Genomic DNA, 21,667 nt, shown 5'->3' on the forward strand with positions numbered 1-21,667 from the left:
GCGCCCATCGCGGCGCCCTTTTTGCCCGGTTATTCCGGTAACCGCTTTATCGGCCAGGCGACAAAGGGTTTGATCTCCTTAAGGACGAACATACTCTGCATCTCTTTAATGCCCGGCAGCCGACGAACCACCGACATCGCGAAATCGGCATAGCTATCAAGGTCTGGCGCCACCACCTGAAGCAAAAAATCGGCATCGGCGCCGATACTGTAGCAGGCCACCACATCCTCCAGCGCCATCACCTGCTCCTCGAATTTTCTTGCTTCCACTTCGCTATGGCTGTCAATCGCCACGCGCACAAAGACCATCACCCCCAGTCCCAGCTTCCGGCGATTCAGTACTGCCCGGTAGCCCTGAATCACCTCATCTTCTTCAAGCTTACGCACTTTACGCCAGCAGGGAGACGCAGACATACCCGCTTTATCCGCCAGCTCCTGATTAGTCACCCTCGCATCATCCTGTAGCAGCCTGAGAATCTTTATTTCTGTCGAACTGAGCGCCATAGAAGGAAATTCCTTTCTTTATTTTAATTTTATTGGGTTATTTTTTCCGTAATCGGCCTTTTTATCAAGTCAATCAGACAGCAAATACCCGACGCGCTGATGCATACTGGTTCTCAGGATCAACGGGTTATCGCAGAGAGGATAAAAATGAAATTTGATGCCAGCCAACATCGCTGCACCATCGTGATTGATAGCAATCTGCCCGCGGGGCTCGCCATTAATGCCGCCAGCGTCATTAGCATCAGTTTTGGTCGTACGGTAGAAAACCTGGTCGGCCCGGATATGCAAAGCGTCGATAGCGTTAATTATCCGGGCGTGATCTACAGCCCGCTGCCGGTGCTGTTGGCTTCCGGGGAATACCTGCATACGCTGCAGAACGCCGCGCAGCAGGATGCAGAGATTTATGCCATGCCCTTTAGCGCACTGGCGCAATCATGCCGCAGTTATGAGGAATATGGCGAGCGTATTGCGACGGTCACCAGTCCCCATATTGAACTGGTGGCCATTGGGCTTATCGGCCCGCGCAAAAAAATCACCAAACTGACCGGGAATTTAGCGCTCTATAAATAATCGAAGAGGGCGCCCGATGGGCGCCCTCTTCGTTACGGCTGTTCCGGCCCTTCCAGCGCCGCCTGAATGGCATCCGCCAGCTCGCCGATTTTATCCCTGGTATACTCGATATCCTTACTCAGTTTGTCGCGTCCGGCATAAGCGTTAGGCGCCGCCACCGACGCCTTAATAATCTCCAGCGCCGCCGCCACTGCCAGAACCCGTCTCCGGGTTTTATCTTCCTCGCTAACGCCAATAAGCGGATAATCTTCCAGCATCATCGCTCTCCTGATGAACTATGCCTGACTGACCCAGTCCGATAGTTAAATTTTTGTGATAAATTAACGCGTTTCACTATTACGTTAACACAGAATATCCAGGAATCAGCCATGAAGATAATCGTACTGCTCAGCCTGCTGACGCTGTTCCTCTCTCCCGCCTTTGCCGCCACCGCCGTCAAACTGGCCTGCTCTTTGCGCAAGAATGTGATTGTCTCGTCGTTTAACTACGGCCTGACCACCATGAAATGGGGCAAACACTTTCAGGTTGCCGCAGGCAGTAAAAAGACCCATACCGATTCGGGAACGCCGTTTCGCATTACCAGTTTCCGTAATGGTGACGACCTGGTCTATTTTCCGGGCAGCGACAGCTATCTGTTTTTCTATGCCGGAGGAACCATTCCCGACCGCTGTTCAGTACTGGAAACCTTCTCGTACCCCGTAACGCCACTTAGTCGTTATAAAAAACCGCTCTCCTGAAACGTATTTTTAAGCTGTGCTAACCTCAAACGTAAGTGGGATAAGCGTGCGACCCGCAATATAATTCCATAACTGGTTATGTACCCACCAGTGATTATCCTGATGCAAACTGTACTTCCTTTTCTCCCCCTCAGTGTCTGAGGGGATTTTTTTAGCCTCTATACCCTGCTTAATCTGACATTAAGGGACAGGCTATGGACTCAAATTCTGGTGTCGGTATGATGCATCCCGGTGCGGTTTGCCAGGCAGCATCAGGCAAAAAATGGCACTATCGACCACACCGCACAGGGGTCGTGTGGTTGATAACACTAAGATTGTCTTCATTGTTTAATTTTGGGCTCCAGGGAATGACTGGGGCCCTTTTTTTAATTCTGATTTTATGAATCATTGGTCATTGCTCGCGATACCCAATAGTACCAATCTTACATGCCAAAGTAGCAAAGCGCATCTTTTCTCCTGTTGAACCTTTTGCTGTGAATGGTACAAAGATAGACATCAGTGATTTGATCCTGGTTAGTATTAAAAAACAGGCTTGGTTTTCTAACCATATATCTGTAACCTCATCTCTCCATCGTTTCAACCTCTTTAGATAATCATCAGCATCGACTTCTTTGCCCTTTCTTCATAGACACAGCAGAGTAATCAGGGTCATTATTCGTATCTTTATACTCACAGATAGCATTATCACCCGAGTAGTTTATTGTGTGCTACTTTTTATCTTCTTCCTGTCATTGACGGGTAGCACCAAAAGGGCTAGAATCATTTGCATGAGCTAGCGGAGAGCCCCACGTCGAATTAGCAAAAAATTAACGCTTATATAGTTAACCGGCAGGATACTTCATAGCGGTAGCCTCTGGGCTGATTAGTATTGTAGACACCATCACATCACGGTACTGTTTAAATTTATTTAACGTTAAGCCCTTCCGTGGAAGGATTTCAGGTGATATATGCGACTGATCAATAACTATGCCTCCCCCTCACCTGATGATCTGAACCGACTAAAAGATGAGCTTGGCTATACCGGCTCTCAGATGGCCGATCTGACTGGTGTCGCCAGTAACAGTCAGTGGCGGAAATACACTGGTGGAGAATCACCGCGAGCGATGTCACCACACATACTGTTCTATATGGCTGCTCAATTAACATTGGGGCCAAAAGAGTTGAAACTTGTTTTAGATAAAATGCAAGATATTGGGGCAACAATAAAATAATTTTCTCTATACGATACGGGAAATGATAATGCTTTTACTTTTCGAGTCAGTGGTATTTTTTGGTATCTTACTGATATCTGTGGCAGTGATGAGCAAAGCACTTAATGTTGAAATTGTTAATCATAAGTATCAGGCTTTAGATGGACTGAGAGGAATTTGCGCTGGTTTAGTAGCAATATTTCATATATTTTGGAGAGCGGGAGGTGCTGATGACACCTTTTGGTCTATAAGCTATCTGGGTGGCCATGAAATAAAACGTGCTGTACTTATGATGGGAGAAGTATCAGTAGGTATTTTCTTCATGCTTTCTGGCTTTCTCTTTTTTAAAAAGGCTCTAAACAACACATTTGATGTAAAAAAATTCTTTATATCTCGCGCCCTAAGAATCTATCCGCCAGTTTTTATATCACTGATAATAATCTTCGTAATAAGTGCTATAATTAATCATGGGAAAATAACCACATCTCCTTACTGGTTTTATCAGGCGCTGCCATTTATCAATGAATACAAAGGCAGTGTGGTGAATGGGCTTCCAATTAATATTACTAATTCTGGCGTATTTTGGACCCTGGTTTGGGAAGTCAGATTGTACATAGCAATACCATTATTGTTTTTACTAATGAAAATAATCCCATTCAAAAAATCATTTATAACGCTCCTGATAATATCAGTTATTGCTTTAAGCAAGTTTTACTTCATAGATAAATCACACGCTGCATTTATTACCTATTTTCTCGTTGGTTTTCTGGTCGCTACCACAGAAGATAAAAAAATAAAATACGCTAATGTCATTGCCTTCATAGTGTTGATGGCGGCATTATTCCTTACCAGACAGGCCTATAGTCCCACAACTGCTCTGTACTTACTGCCATTCTTTTATTTAGTGAAGAACCAGGCAAACTTATTTGGAATTTTAACCAGTTATCCTATAAAAGTCATTGGGATAAGTAGCTTTTCTATATATTTACTTCACGGTATAATGTAAACTTCAGCAAAGCACTATCTGATTAATTATGGAAATTACACATGGATTTCCGCGTCACTAGTTACCACAGGGGTTATTTCCGTTATTTCATATAAATACATTGAAAGACCATCCATGAAAACATTAGCTAATCGGAAAACACAGCCCCTTTAAGGGGCTGTAAAAAAATATTCTGACTATTCAGAAAATTCAATATCAGATGCGATAGATGTATCCACCATATTTAATAACACTTGATATTCTTTTCATGCTGCCAGTACCGTGATTTCATTGCCAGTAGTAATCTCAAGATCGACAACATCCTGGAGTCATAGTTTCCATAACCGGTAACAACGTCCCCCTATTGCTGCATTATGTGCTATCAGGCATTCACTCAGTGACGTCATATCTATGTGCATTGCAAAGTCCTGAGTCCGTACCTATTGCACCACCACGCAAAGGGAAAAACCAAGCGCTGAGATATGGTAAATCGTGCGACGCTTACACCAGCATTCAGTACAGTAAAGGATCGAATTGACTACAACTGGAAGAAAAACGGTGCACCGCCGAACTTTCACGAACTGCGATCGCAGGTCGAACGCCTGTACAGAGAACAGAGCATTGATACCTGGGACTTTACTCGAATATAGCTCAAAAACGATAACCGATCACCACAACGATACACAGGAGAAAGAATGGAAAAAACTGGCCATTTAATGACCAGTTTTGCAGAAGGGGTTTTGCGGAACGCTTAAAAGCGATAGCCCGCTGAGAACATGAACACCCACGGATCCAGACTGGTATCTATGTTCTGCTTCTGGCCACCTGCCTTAAATCGAACCTCGGTATCGATATCCATATACCAGACCGACATATTAAGCAGCCAGTCGCGGTTGATCATATAGTCCAGCCCCACCTGACCCGCCACGCCCCAGGAATCTTTCAGGCTGAGATCGCTAAGCCCTGCCTCTTTTCCAGTTTTATTAAAGCCTTCGTCAAAGAAGGTGGTGTAGTTAATACCCACCCCGACATAAGGACGGAATTTGCTGGAAGAGTCACCAAAGTACCACTGAGCCATCAGGGTCGGCGGCAGATGATGTACCGTTGCGATATCGCCAGTCGGCCCCAGACCCACCTTATGACGGAACGGCGTGGCGGCCAGCAGTTCGATACCGATATTATCGGTCGCCATATACGTAAAGGTTAACCCCAACTGGGTATTATTGTTGACGTTAAACCCCCCCATTCCCAATACATTATCCGAACTTTCGCTGGGACGGACCGTTGCGCTACCGGCTCGCAGGAAAAACTCCCCTGCTTCATGAGCCGAGGCGACGCCGGACAGACAGCTAAACGCCAGAAGTGCCACTGCAAACTTTTTCATAATCCCTTTCCCTATTATCTTTTTGGTCTTAGCACTGCTGAATATACCTGGTAAGAAGTATGTAGGGATCCGTCCTGCGTCACATTTAATTAGCTATTTTAACATTCAATGATCCAGATTAATTTTTCTGTACTATTACGAATGCTTATATTTGATCTGATACCAAATTTTACGATTTTCCTGATATTGCGTTCGCGCAAAAAAGTGATCTTATCCTGTTGCAGCCTGACACAGCTGCGATTATGTTAATCCTCTTGATAACCTTAATTAATCATACGTTCACTTGCCGGTGCAAAATGAGCGGAATTAACCCTTGTATAACATGTGGCGCCTGCTGCGCTTACTTTCGTGTTTCCTTCTACTGGGCCGAAGCCGATGATGGCGGCGGCGTGGTTCCGTCTGCGCTAACCGAACAGGTCACTCCCCTGCTACGGGCCATGCGCGGCACTAATCAGAAATCACCGCGCTGCGTAGCACTGGCGGGCACCCCAGGGGACGCCACACGCTGCACTATCTATTCCCAACGCCCTTCGCCCTGTCGCGAATTTTCCTGCTCCGGCGAAGGGGATCAGGTGAATGAAGCCTGCGATCGCGCCCGGGCCCGCTACGGGCTACCGCCGCTAAAATGTCATCCCCCTGTAACCGAAGGTGCCAGAGAGCCGTCAACCAGGGTACAATTGGCCGTTGATAAATACCGGCCATAACCCAAGGAGTGTGCATGTCTATCACGGCAAATGCGGTTTACCGTGACACGGGAAATTTCTTCCGTAATCAGTTCATTACCATTTTGCTGATTGCGTTGCTTTGTACCTTTATCTCTATTGTGTTTGGCCACGTCTTCTCACCCGCAGAGGACCAGGTTGCGATCCTCAATAGCGTGGAGAATATGGAAGGAAGTACCGGGCTTTACGATCTGGTGCAGAATATGACGCCAGAACAGCAGCAGGTTCTGCTGCGCCTGTCCGCCGCCTCCACCTTTGCTATGCTGATCGGCAACACTCTGCTGGTCGGCGGCATGATGGCGCTGATTCAGTTGGTCTCTGCCGGTCAACGCCTGAGCGCGCTGCGCGCCATTGGCGCCTCTGCCCCCATGCTGCCGAAACTGTTTATTCTGCTGTTTCTGACCACCTTCCTGGTGCAGATGGGGATGATGCTGATCATCGTACCCGGCGTGCTACTGGCTATCGTGCTGGCGCTGGCGCCAATTATGCTGGCCCAGGATAAGTCAGGCATCTTCCAGTCCATGCGTAACAGCATGCGCCTTGGCTGGGCCAATATGCGTCTGGTGGCACCCGCCGTGCTCGGCTGGCTGCTGGCAAAGGTGATTCTGATGATCGTGGCCTCTTCCTTTGCTGCCGTAACGCCAACGGTAGCCTCCATCATACTTAACACGCTCAGCAATTTGATTACCGCGGCGATGATTGTCTATCTCTATCGCCTGTATATGCTGCTGCGCCAGTAATGAACCTGGGGCGCCGGGGCAGATCCGCGGCGCCCACAATGTGGAACCGACTATGAAGCAGTTGCTCGACTTTTTACCTCTGATCGTCTTTTTTGCCTTTTATAAGCTGTACGACATCTTCGTGGCCACCGGTGCCCTGATTATCGCCACCGCGCTGGCGTTAATCTTCACCTGGTACAAATACCGTAAGGTCGAGAAGATGACCCTGGTGACCTTTGTACTGGTAGCGGTCTTCGGCGGCCTGACGCTGTTCTTTCACAGCGATGAGTTTATTAAGTGGAAAGTCACCGCTATCTACGGCCTGTTCGCCGCTGCGCTGCTGATTGGTCAGTGGGTCATGAAAAAGAACCTGATCAAAACCATGCTTGGTAAAGAGATTACGCTGCCGGACAGCGTCTGGTCGCGGCTGAATCTGGCCTGGGCGCTATTCTTTATCATCTGCGGGCTGGCGAATATCTATGTTGCCTTCTGGCTACCTCAGAATGTCTGGGTCAACTTCAAGGTCTTTGGCCTGACGGCTCTGACGCTGGTCTTTACGCTTCTGAGCGGCGTTTACATGTATCGCCATATGGCGCCAGAGCAAAAATAACCACTCACGCCGGCCCCTGAGCCGGCGTTTTATTATCCCTTCGCTGGCCGCACACAGAACCCCTGCCACCATCGCGACATCTGGTATAATCGGCCACGATTTTTAGACCGATGTATCAGGAACACAGCAATGACAACACAAGAAAACGAAGCCGCTCTGGGCGATCTGGTGCTGCGCACCCTGGCAATGCCCGCCGATACCAATGCCAATGGCGATATTTTTGGCGGCTGGCTGATGTCGCAGATGGATATGGGCGGCGCCATTCTGGCCAAAGAAGAGGCCCTGGGCCGCGTGGTTACCGTACGGGTTGACGGCATGACTTTTCTTAACCCGGTAGCCGTAGGCGATGTTGTCTGCTGCTATGCAAGCGTCGTGAAGCGCGGTAATACCTCTATTACCATTCACGTCGAAGTCTGGGTAAAGAAGGTTTCTTCTTCGCCGGTGGGACAGCGCTGCAAGGCCACCGAAGCCAATTTTATCTACGTGGCAGTCGACGATAACGGCCGTCCACGTCCTCTGCCTCGCCCCGATCAGGCGTAAAAAAAGCCCGCAGGACAACATCCTGCGGGCTTTTTTTCGCGGATTCAGTTTACTGCACCGATGCCCCGCCGTTAATCCGGAATACGATATTGACAATCAGACCGGTTCCGGGTTTGCCCGGCTCATAGCGCCATTTGCGCATCGCCTGCTTCACTTCGCGGTCAAACATATTGGCCGGTTTTGCCGACAGTATGGAGATATTGTCGACCCGCCCGCTGCTGTCTACGTCAAATTTCACCCTGACCTGCCCTTCCATACGCAGTGCGTAAGCCCGTGACGGGTACTGGGGTTGATTACGGCTCACGGCCCGCGGACCGCTCGGCGCCGCAGGCGCTGCCGGGCTATTGTTACTACTGCGTGCGGTGCTGGTACTGCTGGCAGGCCGTGCGGGCTTATCGCTGTCGAACGGCGAGGCCGGACGCGACTCGGGTTTAACCTCGCGCTTCGGCTTCTCTTCCACCTTATGTACCGGCTTTGGTTTGGGTTTCGGCTTGGGCTTGGGCTTATGGATCACCACCGGCGCCTCTTTCGGCGGTTCGGGAACCGGCTCCGGCTCAACCACCGGTTCGGGTTCAACAACCGGTTCCGGCTCTGAGGCGGGGGGCGGCGCTGGCGGCTCAAGCGCTTCAGGCGCCACCATAGAAACGCTAATCGCCTGCTGTGAAGGGGCTGGCAGTTGCACTGTCTGATTTACCGAGGTGTAAAGCAGCCCCGCCACTACGGCCCCGTGCAGCACAACAGAAAGTAGCGTTGGCCACGGAAAACGGCGGGGAGTATCGAGGGTCATTGCAGTCATAGCGGTCCCGGTAACGTAATAAGGCGTCAATTTTAAATGCAAATAGCAATCATATTCAATAACGAGCGACAATTTGTCTGACCCATTCAGCTTGTTTGCTGTTTTTTACCCCATAAAATGTGCGGCCTATCAAGGCCTGTCATCTTTCCGTTGCGTCATCCGACGCTTTCAAATAACGTGAACAGCGATTGATCCAAACTCAAGGAGTTTTACCGTGCTGTATGTGATTTATGCAGAAGATGTCGCCGATTCCCTGGAGAAGCGTATGGCCGTGCGCCCTGCGCACCTGGCCCGTCTGCAGCTTCTGCATGACGAAGGCCGACTGGTAACCGCCGGTCCAATGCCTGCCGTCGACAGTAACGAACCCGGCGCCGCCGGTTTCACAGGTTCAACGGTTATCGCCGAATTCGAATCCCTGGAAGAGGCGCAGTCCTGGGCCCAGGACGATCCCTTTGTCGCTGCGGGGGTCTATCAGAAAGTCACGGTAAAGCCTTACAGACGCACCTTCTGATTCAACCGCGACCAGACGCGCTCTGCATTTCCGCCGGGCGCGTTTTTTTATGGCAAAAAAAAGCCAGCACAACGGTGCTGGCGCAGTAAATATGCAGGTTAAGAAAACAATTCGCTAAGACATTCGGTAAAGGGAAAGAGTCTCTACCGGATGGCGGTACTATACCACCCGGCGGGGGTGCTGACCAGAAAAAGATGCATATTAAATGCATGTTATATTGCTGTAAAAATCAATCACTAAGAGAATATACTGTCAGGGGAAGGAAAGGCGTAGCGTGCAAACATTCAGGGCACCCGTGGGGTGCCCTGCTACACGCGCTAACTATCATGAAAGGCAAACAGTAACGTTAAACGCTGCTGCTGAGCCAGACTCTTTCTAATGGCGTGAATGCGCATGTTGCGCCGCGACTGGGCTTCCAGCCAGCGGGTCTTGCGTCTTTGGGTCTGACGCAGCATACGCCAACGACCGACCTCGGTTCGACTACGCCTCATTTTTTTGACTCTTTCATAAAAACGACGCTCCATTATAGATCCTTCCCCACACTAAACCAGCCGTTTTACCAACTGTTTTAGTTTCCCGTGACCGCCGTTGTGCGTACACTCTTAAGAACTGGGTTTCTAACGGATTTTTGAATTATGACAACCTTCTACACGGTGGTGAGTTGGCTGGTCATTCTGGGCTACTGGCTGCTAATCGCCAGCGTGACGTTGCGGATACTGATGAAACGTCGCGCGGTCCCTTCTGCAATGGCATGGCTGCTAATTATCTATATTCTGCCGCTGGTGGGTATTATCGCCTATCTGTCGCTGGGCGAACTGCATCTGGGTAAGCGTCGGGCCGAACGGGCTCAGGCCATGTGGCCCTCGACCGCCCGCTGGCTCAACGACCTTAAAGCCTGTAAACATATTTTCGCGACCGAATGCAGCGACGTGGCCAGCTCACTGTTTGAACTGTGCGAACGTCGCCAGGGCATTGGCGAGGTTAAGGGCAATCAGCTACAGCTGCTGACCGATTCGGCCGATGTGATGCAGGCGATGATCCGTGATATCCAGCTGGCGCGCCACAATATCGAGATGGTGTTCTATATCTGGCAACCAGGCGGCATGGCGGACAAGGTCGCAGAATCGCTGATGGCGGCAGCGCGACGCGGCATCCATTGCCGCCTGATGCTGGATTCCGCAGGCAGCGTCGCCTTCTTCCGAAGCCCCTGGGCCGGTATGATGCGCAACGCCGGTATCGAAGTAGTGGAAGCCCTGAAGGTTAACCTGTTCCGTGTCTTCCTGCGCCGCATGGATCTGCGCCAGCACCGTAAAATGGTGATGATCGATAACTATATTGCCTATACCGGCAGCATGAATATGGTCGACCCGCGCTACTTCAAGCAGGACGCTGGCGTGGGTCAGTGGGTGGATCTGATGGCGCGTATGGAAGGCCCGGTCTCCACCTCAATGGGCGTGATCTACTCCTGCGACTGGGAGATTGAAACCGGCAAGCGTATTCTGCCGCCGCCGCCGGACGCCAACGTGATGCCGTTCGAGCAGGCCAGCGGCCATATTATCCAGACCATCGCTTCCGGCCCCGGCTTTCCCGAGGATCTGATCCACCAGGCGCTGCTGACCTCCGTTTATGCGGCGAAAAAGTACCTGGTTATGACTACCCCCTACTTTGTGCCGAGCGACGATCTACTGCACGCCATCTGTACCGCAGCCCAGCGCGGCGTGGAGGTCAGCATTATTATTCCCCACAAGAACGATTCGTTGCTGGTGGGCTGGGCCAGCCGAGCTTTCTTTACCGAGCTGCTGGCCGCTGGCGTCAAGATCTACCAGTTCGAAGGAGGGTTGCTACATACCAAGAGCGTACTGGTGGACGGTCAGCTCAGCCTGGTGGGCACCGTCAACCTGGATATGCGCAGCCTGTGGCTCAATTTTGAGATAACCCTGGTGATTGACGATGACGGTTTCGGTAGCGATCTGGCGGCGGTACAGGACGACTATATTTCCCGCTCGCGACTGGTGGATGAACAGCTATGGCTGAAGCGCCCGCTGTGGCAGCGCATCTGCGAGCGACTGTTTTACTTCTTTAGTCCGTTGCTGTAAAACATGGCCCAAATCAACGAGTGGTAATCATGATGGATATGGATCTTAACAACCGCCTGAGCGAAGACGAAACCCTGGAACAGGCCTACGATATCTTTCTGGAGCTGGCGCCAGATAATCTGGATCCGGCGGATATCATCCTGTTTAACCTGCAGTTCGAAGAGCGCGGCGGCGCGGAACTGTTCGACCCCTCTGAAGACTGGGCTGAACACGTGGACTTCGATCTTAATCCCGACTTTTTCGCTGAGGTGGTGATTGGTCTTGCCGACGAAGACGGCGGCGAGATTAACGATATCTTCGCCCGGGTACTGATGTGTCGCGAAAAGAGCCACAAGCTGTGTCACATTCTGTGGCGCGAATAGACGCCAGAAAAAAGCCGCCGTTTACGGCGGCTTTTTGTTATAGCGGATCCACCTTCAGGCAGGCCACCGCATGCTGGAAACTGCCCTCCAGCGGCGGCTTAGTAGCGGCGCACTCAGGCCCGGCTATCGGGCAGCGGGTGCGAAACACGCAGCCCGAAGGCGGATTAATGGGTGACGGCAGGTCGCCTTCCAGTAGCTGTATCTGCTTCGCCTTTTCACGATCCGGGTCCGGCAACGGTACTGCCGACATAAGCGCCCGGGTATAGGGATGCAGCGGATTGCGATACAGTTCATCGCGCCCCCCCAGCTCCACCGCCTGCCCCAGATACATCACCAGAACCCGATCGGAGATATGTTTCACTACCGCCAGGTCGTGGGCGATAAAGATCAGCGACAGCCCCATTTCACGCTGCAAATCCCGCAGCAGATTCACCACCTGAGCCTGAATAGAGACATCCAGCGCCGATACCGGTTCGTCGCAGATAATCAGCTTCGGCTCCAGAATCAGCGCCCTGGCGATGCCAATACGCTGACACTGTCCGCCTGAAAACTCATGGGGATAGCGGTTAATCAGATTAGGTAACAGCCCCACCTTCGCCATCATCGTCTTAACCTTATCGGTCACCTGCTGGCGCGGCATCTTCGGGTAATAAGTCCGCAGCGGCTCGGCAATAATGTCACCGATTGTCATACGCGGATTCAGCGATGCCAGCGGATCCTGGAAGATCATCTGGATATCGCTACGCACTTCGCGCCACGCCCGGGTATCCAGCTCTGTCAGTTCACGTCCCAGCCAGGCTACCCGCCCGGCAGAAGCTTTTACCAGGCCGATAATGGCTCTGGCAAAGGTTGATTTACCGCAGCCGGACTCCCCGACGACCCCCAGGGTTTCGCCTTCGTACAGGCGCAGGGTCACGCCATCTACCGCTTTCAGTTTCTGTACCGGCTGCCAGAACCAGCGTTTCTCATCGCGTACATCGAAGTGGACTTTAAGGCTGTCGACTTCCAGCAGCACATTGCGCTCTACGGTCTGATTCATACCATCTCCTCCAGCGGCTTATAGCAGGCGCGCAGGCGCCCCTGTTCAAACGGGGTCAGCGCCGGAGTCTGACCGCACTCTTCCATAGCCCAGGGACAACGCGGCCGGAACGGGCAACCGGACGGTAGATGCAGCAGATTAGGCGGATTACCGGGAATGGTTAACAGCATCTCTTCTTCGCTGTCCAGGGCCGGTACCGCGCTTAAAAGCCCCCGGGAATAGGGATGCGACGGCCGGTAGAAAATATCGCGGGCGCTGCCGTATTCCATGGTGCGCCCGGCATACATAACCAGCACCTGGTCGCACAACCCGGCCACCACTCCCAGATCGTGGGTGATCATAATAATGGCGGTATTAAATTCGCGCTTCAGCTCGTTCAGCAGGGTCATAATCTGCGCCTGAACGGTGACATCCAGCGCCGTGGTGGGTTCGTCGGCAATCAGCAGTTGCGGGCGACACAACAGCGCCATGGCAATCATGACCCGCTGGCGCATACCGCCAGAAAACTCGTGAGGATACATCCGCATGCGTTTGCGGGCTTCCGGCATACGCACCGCATCCAGCATCTGTACCGAGGCGTTGAAAGCGTCGCTCTTACTCATGCTTTTATGCAACATCAGCACCTCCATTAACTGCTCCCCGACCCGCATATAGGGATTCAGGGAGGTCATGGGGTCCTGGAAAATCATCGCAATCTGTTCGGCACGCAGCCGGTTCATCTGCGACTCAGGCAGGTTGAGGATCTCACGGTCGTTAAAGCGCGCCGAGCCGCCGGTCCGACCGTTGGACGCCAGCAGCCCCATTAACGCAAACGCGGTCTGGGACTTACCGGATCCGGACTCGCCGACTATCCCTAAGGTTTCTCCGGCCCGCAGGCTGAAGTTCAGATCGTTGACCGCGGTAACATCGCCATCCGGCGTGGCGAAAGTCACCCGCAGATCTTTCACTGCCAGCAGAGGCGCCGTCATAGTTTGGCTGTGACTCATCGACTCACTCCTTAACGATCTTTCGGGTCGAGGGCATCACGCAGGCCATCGCCGATAAAGTTAAAACAGAACAGGGTCACCACCAGAAAACCCGCCGGGAACAGCAGCAGCCAGGGCGATACCTCCATTGAGTTGGCGCCATCGCTCAACAGCGCTCCCCAGCTACTAAGCGGCTCCTGAGTGCCCAGCCCCAGAAAGCTCAGGAAGGATTCAAACAGAATCATGTTCGGTACCAGCAGCGAGGCATAGATCACCACCACGCCCAGTACATTGGGAACGATATGACGCATCACAATCCCGGCGGTCGAGACGCCGCCGACCTGAGCTGCTTCGATAAACTCCTTGCGCTTAAGGCTCAGGGTCTGGCCGCGCACGATACGCGCCATATCCAGCCAGGAAACCATGCCGATCGCCACAAAGATCAACAAAATGTTCTGGCCAAAAAAGGTCACCAGCAGGATCACGAAAAACATAAACGGAAACGAGTTGAGGATTTCCAGCAGGCGCATCATCACAGAATCCACCCGGCCGCCGAGGTAGCCAGAAAGCGCGCCATACAGCGTGCCCACAACGATCGCCACCAGCGCCGCGCAGATCCCCACCATCAGAGAAATACGCCCGCCAATGGCCACCCGCACCAGCAGATCGCGCCCGGAAGAGTCGGTACCAAAGTAGTGCCCGCTGGCCCATTCCGGCGCCGCGGACATCATCGCCCAGTCGGTATCATCATAGGTAAAAGCGGATAGCATCGGCGCCAGCACCACAAACAGCGCGATCAGTGCCAGAACCAGCAGACTGGTGGTAGCGGCACGGTTATGCAGGAAGCGGCGTCGCGCGTCCTGCCACAGACTGCGCCCTTTAACATCCAGTTGCTGGCTGAAATCCTCCAGCACGGCGCTGTTTTTATTACTCATCATCATCGGTCAGCTCCGCGTCAGTAACGAATTTTCGGGTCGATCAGCGCATAAAGTACATCGACCACCGCATTAAACAGAATGGTCAGCACCCCAACCAGAATCGTCAGACTGAGTACCAGTGAATAGTCACGATTCAGAGCGCCGTTAACAAACAGCTGGCCGATTCCCGGCAGGCCAAAAATGGTCTCAATCACCATCGAGCCGGTAATAATACCCACGAAAGCCGGCCCCATATAGGAGAGCACCGGTAACAGCGCGGGACGCAGCGCATGGCGCAGAATAATACGCCGCATCGGCAGCCCCTTGGCCCGGGCGGTACGAATAAAGTTCGAGTGCAGCACCTCGATCATCGAGCCGCGGGTAATACGGGCAATACTTGCGATATAAGCCAGTGACAGCGCCACCATCGGCAAAATCACATAGTTTATCTGCCCACCGTTCCAGCCGCCTCCCGGCAGCCACTTCAGGGTAATCGAGAAGATCAGCACCAGCAGCGGCGCCACTACAAAGCCGGGAATCACCACCCCGGTCATGGCGAACCCCATCACCGTATAATCCCATTTGGTGTTCTGCTTCAGGGCGGCCACAGTACCGGCTCCCACCCCCAGAATGACCGCCAGTGCGAATGCAGCCAGCCCCAGCTTCGCCGATACCGGGAAGGCGCCGGCCACCAGATCGTTAACCGAATAATCTTTATATTTAAATGACGGCCCGAAATCCCCGTGAGCCAGCTGTTTCAGGTAGCTCGCATACTGGGTCATGATGGGATCGTTAAGGTGGTATTTGGCCTCGATATTGGCCATCACTTCGGGCGGTAGATTACGCTCGCCGGTAAATGGACTACCGGGCGCCAGGCGCATCATAAAAAAGGAGATGGTTATTAAGATAAAAAGCGTCGGTATCGCTTCCAGACAGCGACGCAGGATAAATTTCAGCATTGCCCTAACCCTCTGGCTCTGTCACTGAAGAGGCATCGTGCGGCGGGACTTAACCCGCCGCGGACCATCAGTGCTTAATAATGTACATATCTTTGGTGTAGGTATTATCCAGCGGATCCTTGCCGGTATATCCCCCTACCCACGGCTTCACCAGTCGGGTGTTCACATAGTAATAGACAGGCACAATGACGGAGTCTTTGTCCAACTGCTGCTCCGCCTTATCATAAAGCTCTGCCCGGGCCTCATCGCCAGAGGCTTTCAGGGTCTCGGCAATAATCTTATCGAATGCCGGGCTCTGGTAATGCGCAGTATTATTGGAACTGCCCGACAGCATGGTGTTCAGGAACGAGCTTGGCTCATTATAATCGGCACACCAGCCGGCGCGGGCCACATCATAATTCCCCTGATGGCGGGTATCCAGGAAGGTTTTCCACTCCTGGTTTTCCAGACGAACGTTAATCCCCAGGTTTTTCTTCCAGATAGAGGCGGTGGCAATCGCCATCTTCTTATGCAGATCCGAGGTGTTATACAGCAGGTCGACACTCAGCGGTTTTCCTTTGCCATAGCCCGCTTCTTCCAGCAGTTTACGCGCCTCTTCATTACGTTTTTCCTGGCTCCAGCCGAACCATTCCGGCTTCGTCAGTTTCATTCCGTCGGCGTAAGGCGGGGTATAGCTGTACGCCGGGAGGTCGCCCTGGTTTTTCACCTTATTGACAATGATATCGCGATCCAGCCCCAGTTTAAGCGCGGTACGCACCCGCGGGTCATTAAACGGCGGTTTCTTATTATTGATTTCGAAATAGTAGGTGCACATATAGGGGGTGATACTGAGCTCTTTCGGCAGTTCCTGTTTCAGTTTGCGAAACAGCTCAATGGGCAGGTAATTATTGGTGATGTCAATTCCGCCGCTGCGGTAACGGTTAACATCGGTCACTTCAGAAGCAACGGGTAACCAGGTCACCTGGTTAATCACAGTTTTGGCGTTATTCCAGTACTGCGGATTGCGGGCCAGCACCAGGCGCTCATTCACCACCCATTGCTTGACGCTATAAGCGCCATTATTCACCATATTTCCTGGCTGGGTCCACTTCTCACCATATTTTTCAATTGTGGCCCTGGGCACCGGCGACATCGAAGGGTGAATCAGCAGTTTATAAAAATAAGGCACCGGTTCACTTAGCGTGACCTGTAGGGTATGAGCATCCAGCGCTTTAACCCCCAGAGTCTCCGGTTTTTTCTTACCGGCGATAATATCGTCGACGTTGGCGATATGCCCATACTGAAGATAACTGGCGTAAGGCGATGCGGTATCTGGCGTCGCCAGTCGCTGCCAGCTATAGACAAAGTCCTGGGCAGTCACCGGTTCGCCGTTGGACCATTTAGCGTTTTTACGCAGATGGAAGGTCCAGACTTTAAAATCCTGGTTGTCCCATTTTTCCGCTACGCCTGGGATGGGATGCCCCTGAAGATCGGAAATCAGTAGCCCCTCGAACAGATCGCGATTCACATTAGATTCAGGGACTCCTTCTATTTTATGCGGATCCAGCGACTGTACTTCCGCACCGTTATTACGCACCAGGGTCTGCTTTTCCGCCAGGGTCGTTCCTTCAGGAACCTCCGCCGCCCCTGCCCCATTCGCCGTGATAAACGCCGCCAGTATCGCGACGGCGATCCCGGTCTTCTTTGTGATGATGGTCATTGTGTTATTGCTCCTGTACTTATAATTATTGGCCCTTTCAGGCCTGCGCCATACCGGGACGAGCCCGGCGGCGGGCGTCGGTATGAACGAAAGACCGACAACCCGTCACTCTTTTACGTCGCGCTAATCCGGCGCGCCGTATTGTTAAATCGGCCAGACAGAGGTAGACACCATCACCAGGTGAAAGATTTAAAATGGCGCTTAACGCTATAAATTATCGTTATTGCATTATAAAGAGTTATATAAAGCCGCCCATCGCAGGCTAGCAAAGAACAAAACGCTTCCGCCAGGATTATTTTGCAAAATTGTTAAGCTATGCGACGGGCGGATAAAAATCACCCAATTGCGACAATGCCGACGGATGCCGACGGATGCCGTATCAATAGCATTGACGTCAGGCAGCCGCCAGACTTGTTCCGGCATTGCCGATACAATTTTTGTATATCAGAAGAGATATATACGACAGCGGCGCCCGTCAGGCGCCGCAGAGAATGGGAATAAATAACCGTCGATTAACTTAACAGGCCCGGAAATATCGATTTAATACCAGTGACGATAAACTCAATCCCCAGCGCCATCAGCAGCAGGCCCATGATTCGGGTAATAACGTTAATGCCGGTCTGCCCCAGCAGACGCACCAACCAGGGCGCGGCGCGGAATAGCAGCCAGCAGCTCAGGGCAAACAGCGCGATCGCTACGCTAAATCCCGCCAGATGAAGCCAGCTGTCGTAGCGGGTGCTCCAGACAATGGTAGAACTGATAGCACCGGGGCCCGCCATCAGCGGCAGCGCCAGCGGCACCACCCCCACGTTCTCGCGGATGGCCGTTTCCGATTTTTCCTGCTTGTTCTGTTTGTCCTCACCCAGCTTGCCGCTAATCATCGACATCGCGATGGTGACCACCAGAATACCGCCAGCAATTCGGAAAGAGTCGATAGAGATACCAAACATCTGCAGGATGGCATCTCCCAGGAACAGCGAGCTCCAGAGAATAATGGCGACCGAAAGACTGGCGGTCATATTGGTCTTGTTACGCGCCGCCGCGGTCTGGTAGCTGGTCATACTGATAAACACTGGCAGGATCCCTACCGGGTTAACCAGCGCAAACAGACCAATAAAGAACTTAAACCAGGTCGGAAAATCGAACAGTATCTGAGTCACCCGAGACTCCACAAAATGAACGGGAAAAAAGGCCCGCGTAATGTAATGGAAAAGCGCCAGCGACGCCACGTTAATTCACCATCCGGCGCTTATCTCCACCGCCACTGCGGCAAGGCGCCACGGCTTTTCGCTGAGATTATAGTCAGTCGCCTGGCGGCTACTCCTTTGGCGTGACCCCGCACGATTAAAAAACCATCAAAACCGCATGCTGAAAGGTGTCAGCTTGGCGTAAAATTGACGCCGATCACAAAATAACTACTCAGAAGTGAGTAATCTTGGTGTCGCCGCCAGGGATAACAGCGTCAGGTTGATGATGTTTAAGGCAAGGCTCTTTTAGTAAATCTGCGTCGCTGCTGTTTTCGCGCCAGCGACAGCCAATCGGCAGGCTATACTGAGGTCCTGGATGCTGATTTACTAAAAGAGTTTAACATTATCAGGAGAGCATTATGGCTGTTACTAACGTCGCTGAACTGAACGCACTCGTCGAGCGCGTAAAAAAGGCCCAGCGTGAATATGCCAATTTCACCCAAGAGCAGGTCGATAAAATCTTCCGCGCCGCTGCACTGGCTGCCGCCGATGCTCGAATCCCCCTCGCCAAAATGGCCGTTTCTGAATCCGGCATGGGTATCGTTGAAGATAAAGTGATCAAAAACCACTTCGCTTCCGAATATATCTACAATGCCTATAAAGATGAAAAGACCTGCGGCATTCTTGATGAAGATGATACCTTCGGCACCATCACCATCGCCGAACCCACCGGGATCATCTGCGGTATCGTTCCAACTACGAACCCGACTTCAACCGCAATTTTTAAAGCGTTGATCAGCCTGAAAACCCGTAACGCTATTATCTTCTCTCCGCACCCGCGTGCCAAAAACGCCACCAACAAAGCCGCGGACATCGTGCTGCAGGCGGCTATCGCGGCCGGCGCGCCGAAAGATATTATCGGCTGGATTGACGAGCCTTCCGTGGAGCTCTCAAATCAGCTGATGCACCACCCTGACATCAACCTGATTCTGGCCACCGGTGGTCCGGGTATGGTGAAAGCCGCCTACAGCTCCGGCAAACCGGCTATCGGCGTGGGTGCGGGTAACACTCCGGTAGTTATCGACGAAACGGCCGATATCAAACGCGCCGTGGCGTCGATCCTGATGTCCAAAACCTTCGACAACGGCGTCATCTGCGCCTCCGAGCAGTCGGTAGTGGTGGTGGACTCGGTATACGACGCGGTTCGCGAGCGTTTCGCCAGCCACGGCGGTTACCTGCTGCAGGGTAAAGAGCTGAAAGCCGTTCAGGACATTATCCTGAAAAATGGCGCGCTTAATGCCGCCATCGTGGGTCAGCCCGCAACGAAAATCGCGGAAATGGCGGGCATCGAGGTTCCGGTCGGCACCAAGATTCTGATCGGTGAAGTGACCGACGTGGATGAGAGCGAGCCGTTTGCTCACGAAAAACTCTCCCCGACCCTGGCGATGTACCGCGCCACCGACTTCGAAGACGCAGTCGTGAAAGCGGAAAAACTGGTGGCTATGGGCGGTATCGGTCATACCTCCTGCCTCTACACCGACCAGGACAACCAGCAGGCTCGCGTGAACTTCTTCGGCGATAAGATGAAGACTGCCCGTATCCTGATTAACACTCCGGCCTCTCAGGGCGGTATCGGCGACCTGTACAACTTTAAGCTCGCGCCTTCTCTTACCCTGGGCTGCGGCTCATGGGGCGGTAACTCTATCTCCGAGAACGTTGGTCCTAAGCACCTGATCAACAAGAAAACCGTTGCTAAGCGAGCTGAAAACATGTTGTGGCATAAACTTCCGAAATCAATCTACTTCCGCCGCGGCTCACTGCCGGTAGCGCTGGATGAAGTGGTTACCGATGGCCACAAACGCGCCTTTATCGTGACCGACCGCTTCCTGTTCAACAACGGCTACGCCGACCAGATTACTTCCGTTCTGAAGGCTGCCGGTGTGGAAACCGAGGTCTTCTTCGAAGTTGAAGCGGATCCGACGCTGAGCATCGTGCGCAAAGGCGCAGAGCAGATGAACTCCTTCAAGCCTGACGTGATTATCGCGCTGGGCGGCGGTTCCCCGATGGATGCCGCGAAGATCATGTGGGTGATGTACGAACATCCGGAAACCCATTTCGAAGAGCTGGCGCTGCGCTTTATGGACATCCGCAAGCGTATCCATAAGTTCCCGAAAATGGGCGTCAAGGCGAAGATGATTGCCGTGACCACCACTTCCGGTACCGGTTCTGAAGTCACGCCGTTCGCGGTCGTGACCGATGATGAAACCGGCCAGAAGTATCCGCTGGCAGACTACGCGCTGACCCCGGATATGGCGATTGTCGACGCCAACCTGGTGATGGATATGCCGAAATCCCTGTGCGCCTTCGGCGGCCTGGATGCGGTAACCCATGCGCTGGAAGCCTACGTCTCAGTGCTGGCATCCGAGTTCTCTGACGGTCAGGCCCTGCAGGCGCTGAAGCTGCTCAAAGAGCATCTGCCGGCCTCTTACCACGAAGGCGCCCATAACCCGGTAGCCCGCGAGCGCGTGCACAGTGCGGCCACCATCGCCGGTATCGCGTTTGCTAACGCCTTCCTGGGCGTGTGCCACTCTATGGCGCACAAACTGGGTTCTCAGTTCCACATTCCGCACGGTCTGGCCAACGCCCTGCTGATCTGTAACGTCATCCGCTACAACGCGAACGACAACCCGACCAAGCAGACCGCATTCAGCCAGTACGACCGTCCGCAGGCACGCCGTCGTTACGCTGAGATTGCCGATCATCTCGGCCTGAGTGCCGCAGGCGACCGTACCGCGCAGAAGATTGAGAAACTGCTGGCATGGCTGGAAAGCCTGAAGGCTGAGCTGGGGATTCCGAAATCTATCCGCGAAGCTGGAGTTCAGGAAGCCGACTTCCTGGCGAACCTGGACAAGCTGTCTGAAGACGCTTTCGACGACCAGTGCACCGGCGCTAACCCGCGCTACCCGCTGATCGCCGAGCTGAAACAGATTATGCTGGATACCTACTACGGCCGCGATTTCGTAGAAGGCGAAACCACTGAAGCACCGGCAGCAGCGGCAAAACCGAAAGCTGCACCGGCGGCTAAAGCGCGCAAGAGCAAGAAAAGCGCCTAATCGCTAAGCAATAAAAAAACCCGCCGTTTCCCGGCGGGTTTTTTATTGCCTGCTTCACAAGAC

Annotated in this window: 24 protein-coding genes; 12 read left to right on the top strand and 12 right to left on the bottom strand. The window is 52.8% G+C overall.

The window, feature by feature from the left end:
* Window positions 1-29 precede the first annotated feature (29 nt).
* Entirely contained in the window at window positions 30-503 is a 474-nt protein-coding gene (locus SCU88_RS13535) for an Lrp/AsnC family transcriptional regulator (protein ID WP_138097749.1), read from the bottom strand.
* Window positions 504-650: 147 nt separating this feature from the next.
* Here SCU88_RS13535 and SCU88_RS13540 point away from each other — a divergent pair, with 147 nt between their 5' ends.
* On the top strand, window positions 651-1,073 hold the full coding sequence (locus SCU88_RS13540; protein WP_175340615.1) for a DUF2000 family protein: 423 nt from the start codon (window positions 651-653) through the stop codon (window positions 1,071-1,073).
* 32 nt (window positions 1,074-1,105) lie between these two features.
* Here SCU88_RS13540 and SCU88_RS13545 read toward each other — a convergent pair whose 3' ends face one another.
* Complete coding sequence (locus SCU88_RS13545) at window positions 1,106-1,333, bottom strand: hypothetical protein (protein ID WP_138097751.1); 228 nt, start codon at window positions 1,331-1,333, stop codon at window positions 1,106-1,108.
* A gap of 108 nt (window positions 1,334-1,441) precedes the next feature.
* On the opposite strand from SCU88_RS13545, the gene SCU88_RS13550 reads away from it, so the two are divergent.
* The 3 genes from SCU88_RS13550 (at window position 1,442) to SCU88_RS13560 (ending at window position 4,006) form a co-directional block, all read left to right on the top strand.
* Window positions 1,442-1,810 (top strand): hypothetical protein, encoded by a 369-nt coding sequence (locus SCU88_RS13550; RefSeq protein ID WP_175340616.1) that lies wholly within the window; start codon window positions 1,442-1,444, stop codon window positions 1,808-1,810.
* 947 nt (window positions 1,811-2,757) lie between these two features.
* On the top strand, window positions 2,758-3,021 hold the full coding sequence (locus SCU88_RS13555) for an XRE family transcriptional regulator (RefSeq protein ID WP_175340617.1): 264 nt from the start codon (window positions 2,758-2,760) through the stop codon (window positions 3,019-3,021).
* A gap of 28 nt (window positions 3,022-3,049) precedes the next feature.
* The gene (locus SCU88_RS13560) at window positions 3,050-4,006 is read left to right on the top strand and encodes an acyltransferase family protein (protein ID WP_175340618.1); all 957 of its coding nucleotides are present in this window, start codon (window positions 3,050-3,052) and stop codon (window positions 4,004-4,006) included.
* A gap of 176 nt (window positions 4,007-4,182) precedes the next feature.
* Here the strand turns inward: SCU88_RS13560 and SCU88_RS13565 are convergent, their stop codons facing one another.
* Window positions 4,183-4,227: a hypothetical protein gene (locus tag SCU88_RS13565; RefSeq protein WP_431810167.1), complete on the bottom strand. Its 45-nt coding sequence runs from the start codon at window positions 4,225-4,227 to the stop codon at window positions 4,183-4,185.
* 509 nt (window positions 4,228-4,736) lie between these two features.
* Window positions 4,737-5,369, bottom strand: a complete 633-nt coding sequence (ompW, locus tag SCU88_RS13570) for an outer membrane protein OmpW (protein ID WP_138097753.1) — start codon at window positions 5,367-5,369, stop codon at window positions 4,737-4,739.
* Between the two features lie 296 nt (window positions 5,370-5,665).
* Here ompW and SCU88_RS13575 point away from each other — a divergent pair, with 296 nt between their 5' ends.
* The 4 genes from SCU88_RS13575 (at window position 5,666) to yciA (ending at window position 7,960) form a co-directional block, all read left to right on the top strand.
* The gene (locus SCU88_RS13575) at window positions 5,666-6,073 is read left to right on the top strand and encodes a YkgJ family cysteine cluster protein (RefSeq protein ID WP_175340619.1); all 408 of its coding nucleotides are present in this window, start codon (window positions 5,666-5,668) and stop codon (window positions 6,071-6,073) included.
* Window positions 6,074-6,087: 14 nt separating this feature from the next.
* Window positions 6,088-6,831: a YciC family protein gene (locus tag SCU88_RS13580; RefSeq protein WP_138097755.1), complete on the top strand. Its 744-nt coding sequence runs from the start codon at window positions 6,088-6,090 to the stop codon at window positions 6,829-6,831.
* A gap of 52 nt (window positions 6,832-6,883) precedes the next feature.
* Window positions 6,884-7,420: a septation protein A gene (locus SCU88_RS13585; protein WP_138097756.1), complete on the top strand. Its 537-nt coding sequence runs from the start codon at window positions 6,884-6,886 to the stop codon at window positions 7,418-7,420.
* Between the two features lie 129 nt (window positions 7,421-7,549).
* Window positions 7,550-7,960 carry an acyl-CoA thioester hydrolase YciA gene (yciA, locus tag SCU88_RS13590; protein WP_175340620.1) on the top strand — a complete coding sequence of 137 codons (411 nt, stop codon included), beginning with the start codon at window positions 7,550-7,552 and terminating at the stop codon, window positions 7,958-7,960.
* Window positions 7,961-8,009: 49 nt separating this feature from the next.
* On the opposite strand, the gene tonB is transcribed toward yciA, so the two are convergent.
* Window positions 8,010-8,756 (bottom strand): TonB system transport protein TonB, encoded by a 747-nt coding sequence (gene tonB / locus SCU88_RS13595; protein WP_175340621.1) that lies wholly within the window; start codon window positions 8,754-8,756, stop codon window positions 8,010-8,012.
* Between the two features lie 214 nt (window positions 8,757-8,970).
* Between tonB and SCU88_RS13600 the strand changes: the two genes are divergently transcribed.
* The gene (locus SCU88_RS13600) at window positions 8,971-9,267 is read left to right on the top strand and encodes a YciI family protein (protein ID WP_138097758.1); all 297 of its coding nucleotides are present in this window, start codon (window positions 8,971-8,973) and stop codon (window positions 9,265-9,267) included.
* Between the two features lie 317 nt (window positions 9,268-9,584).
* Here the strand turns inward: SCU88_RS13600 and SCU88_RS13605 are convergent, their stop codons facing one another.
* Complete coding sequence (locus SCU88_RS13605; RefSeq protein ID WP_175340622.1) at window positions 9,585-9,758, bottom strand: YciY family protein; 174 nt, start codon at window positions 9,756-9,758, stop codon at window positions 9,585-9,587.
* A gap of 144 nt (window positions 9,759-9,902) precedes the next feature.
* On the opposite strand from SCU88_RS13605, the gene cls reads away from it, so the two are divergent.
* Together cls and SCU88_RS13615 are read left to right on the top strand one after the other, a co-directional pair.
* Window positions 9,903-11,363, top strand: a complete 1,461-nt coding sequence (cls, locus tag SCU88_RS13610; protein ID WP_175340623.1) for a cardiolipin synthase — start codon at window positions 9,903-9,905, stop codon at window positions 11,361-11,363.
* A gap of 32 nt (window positions 11,364-11,395) precedes the next feature.
* On the top strand, window positions 11,396-11,725 hold the full coding sequence (locus SCU88_RS13615; RefSeq protein WP_138099263.1) for an HI1450 family dsDNA-mimic protein: 330 nt from the start codon (window positions 11,396-11,398) through the stop codon (window positions 11,723-11,725).
* Window positions 11,726-11,762: 37 nt separating this feature from the next.
* On the opposite strand, the gene oppF is transcribed toward SCU88_RS13615, so the two are convergent.
* From oppF to SCU88_RS13645, 6 genes are all read right to left on the bottom strand, one after another.
* The gene (gene oppF / locus SCU88_RS13620) at window positions 11,763-12,764 is read right to left on the bottom strand and encodes a murein tripeptide/oligopeptide ABC transporter ATP binding protein OppF (RefSeq protein WP_138097761.1); all 1,002 of its coding nucleotides are present in this window, start codon (window positions 12,762-12,764) and stop codon (window positions 11,763-11,765) included.
* A complete protein-coding gene (locus tag SCU88_RS13625; protein ID WP_175340624.1) occupies window positions 12,761-13,750 on the bottom strand; it encodes an oligopeptide ABC transporter ATP-binding protein OppD in 990 nt (329 codons plus the stop codon). The genes oppF and SCU88_RS13625 overlap by 4 nt, the downstream gene beginning before the upstream one ends.
* Window positions 13,751-13,761: 11 nt before the next feature.
* Window positions 13,762-14,670 carry an oligopeptide ABC transporter permease OppC gene (gene oppC / locus SCU88_RS13630; RefSeq protein ID WP_138097763.1) on the bottom strand — a complete coding sequence of 303 codons (909 nt, stop codon included), beginning with the start codon at window positions 14,668-14,670 and terminating at the stop codon, window positions 13,762-13,764.
* 14 nt (window positions 14,671-14,684) lie between these two features.
* The gene (gene oppB / locus SCU88_RS13635) at window positions 14,685-15,605 is read right to left on the bottom strand and encodes an oligopeptide ABC transporter permease OppB (RefSeq protein ID WP_175340625.1); all 921 of its coding nucleotides are present in this window, start codon (window positions 15,603-15,605) and stop codon (window positions 14,685-14,687) included.
* A gap of 67 nt (window positions 15,606-15,672) precedes the next feature.
* Entirely contained in the window at window positions 15,673-17,304 is a 1,632-nt protein-coding gene (gene oppA, locus SCU88_RS13640) for an oligopeptide ABC transporter substrate-binding protein OppA (protein ID WP_175340626.1), read from the bottom strand.
* A 512-nt stretch (window positions 17,305-17,816) separates the two neighbouring features.
* Complete coding sequence (locus tag SCU88_RS13645) at window positions 17,817-18,464, bottom strand: YchE family NAAT transporter (protein WP_175340627.1); 648 nt, start codon at window positions 18,462-18,464, stop codon at window positions 17,817-17,819.
* A 446-nt stretch (window positions 18,465-18,910) separates the two neighbouring features.
* Here SCU88_RS13645 and adhE point away from each other — a divergent pair, with 446 nt between their 5' ends.
* On the top strand, window positions 18,911-21,604 hold the full coding sequence (adhE, locus tag SCU88_RS13650) for a bifunctional acetaldehyde-CoA/alcohol dehydrogenase (RefSeq protein WP_175340628.1): 2,694 nt from the start codon (window positions 18,911-18,913) through the stop codon (window positions 21,602-21,604).
* Window positions 21,605-21,667 lie beyond the last annotated feature (63 nt).

Source organism: Jejuibacter sp. L23 (genome assembly GCF_050815825.1).
GTDB classification, from domain to species: Bacteria; Pseudomonadota; Gammaproteobacteria; order Enterobacterales; family Enterobacteriaceae; genus Jejubacter; species Jejubacter calystegiae.

What these genes read in the sequence shown, in the direction of transcription:
- SCU88_RS13540 (WP_175340615.1), top strand. Translation starts at nt 651, where the DNA reads ATGAAATTTGATGCCAGCCAACATCGCTGCACCATCGTGATTGATAGC.
- adhE (WP_175340628.1), top strand. Translation starts at nt 18,911, where the DNA reads ATGGCTGTTACTAACGTCGCTGAACTGAACGCACTCGTCGAGCGCGTA.
- SCU88_RS13615 (WP_138099263.1), top strand. Translation starts at nt 11,396, where the DNA reads ATGGATATGGATCTTAACAACCGCCTGAGCGAAGACGAAACCCTGGAA.
- oppF (WP_138097761.1), bottom strand. Translation starts at nt 12,764, where the DNA reads ATGAATCAGACCGTAGAGCGCAATGTGCTGCTGGAAGTCGACAGCCTT.
- yciA (WP_175340620.1), top strand. Translation starts at nt 7,550, where the DNA reads ATGACAACACAAGAAAACGAAGCCGCTCTGGGCGATCTGGTGCTGCGC.
- SCU88_RS13555 (WP_175340617.1), top strand. Translation starts at nt 2,758, where the DNA reads ATGCGACTGATCAATAACTATGCCTCCCCCTCACCTGATGATCTGAAC.
- SCU88_RS13550 (WP_175340616.1), top strand. Translation starts at nt 1,442, where the DNA reads ATGAAGATAATCGTACTGCTCAGCCTGCTGACGCTGTTCCTCTCTCCC.
- SCU88_RS13625 (WP_175340624.1), bottom strand. Translation starts at nt 13,750, where the DNA reads ATGAGTCACAGCCAAACTATGACGGCGCCTCTGCTGGCAGTGAAAGAT.
- SCU88_RS13545 (WP_138097751.1), bottom strand. Translation starts at nt 1,333, where the DNA reads ATGATGCTGGAAGATTATCCGCTTATTGGCGTTAGCGAGGAAGATAAA.
- oppB (WP_175340625.1), bottom strand. Translation starts at nt 15,605, where the DNA reads ATGCTGAAATTTATCCTGCGTCGCTGTCTGGAAGCGATACCGACGCTT.
- SCU88_RS13580 (WP_138097755.1), top strand. Translation starts at nt 6,088, where the DNA reads ATGTCTATCACGGCAAATGCGGTTTACCGTGACACGGGAAATTTCTTC.
- oppC (WP_138097763.1), bottom strand. Translation starts at nt 14,670, where the DNA reads ATGATGATGAGTAATAAAAACAGCGCCGTGCTGGAGGATTTCAGCCAG.
- SCU88_RS13535 (WP_138097749.1), bottom strand. Translation starts at nt 503, where the DNA reads ATGGCGCTCAGTTCGACAGAAATAAAGATTCTCAGGCTGCTACAGGAT.
- oppA (WP_175340626.1), bottom strand. Translation starts at nt 17,304, where the DNA reads ATGACCATCATCACAAAGAAGACCGGGATCGCCGTCGCGATACTGGCG.
- SCU88_RS13560 (WP_175340618.1), top strand. Translation starts at nt 3,050, where the DNA reads ATGCTTTTACTTTTCGAGTCAGTGGTATTTTTTGGTATCTTACTGATA.
- SCU88_RS13575 (WP_175340619.1), top strand. Translation starts at nt 5,666, where the DNA reads ATGAGCGGAATTAACCCTTGTATAACATGTGGCGCCTGCTGCGCTTAC.
- ompW (WP_138097753.1), bottom strand. Translation starts at nt 5,369, where the DNA reads ATGAAAAAGTTTGCAGTGGCACTTCTGGCGTTTAGCTGTCTGTCCGGC.
- tonB (WP_175340621.1), bottom strand. Translation starts at nt 8,756, where the DNA reads ATGACTGCAATGACCCTCGATACTCCCCGCCGTTTTCCGTGGCCAACG.
- cls (WP_175340623.1), top strand. Translation starts at nt 9,903, where the DNA reads ATGACAACCTTCTACACGGTGGTGAGTTGGCTGGTCATTCTGGGCTAC.
- SCU88_RS13605 (WP_175340622.1), bottom strand. Translation starts at nt 9,758, where the DNA reads ATGAGGCGTAGTCGAACCGAGGTCGGTCGTTGGCGTATGCTGCGTCAG.
- SCU88_RS13585 (WP_138097756.1), top strand. Translation starts at nt 6,884, where the DNA reads ATGAAGCAGTTGCTCGACTTTTTACCTCTGATCGTCTTTTTTGCCTTT.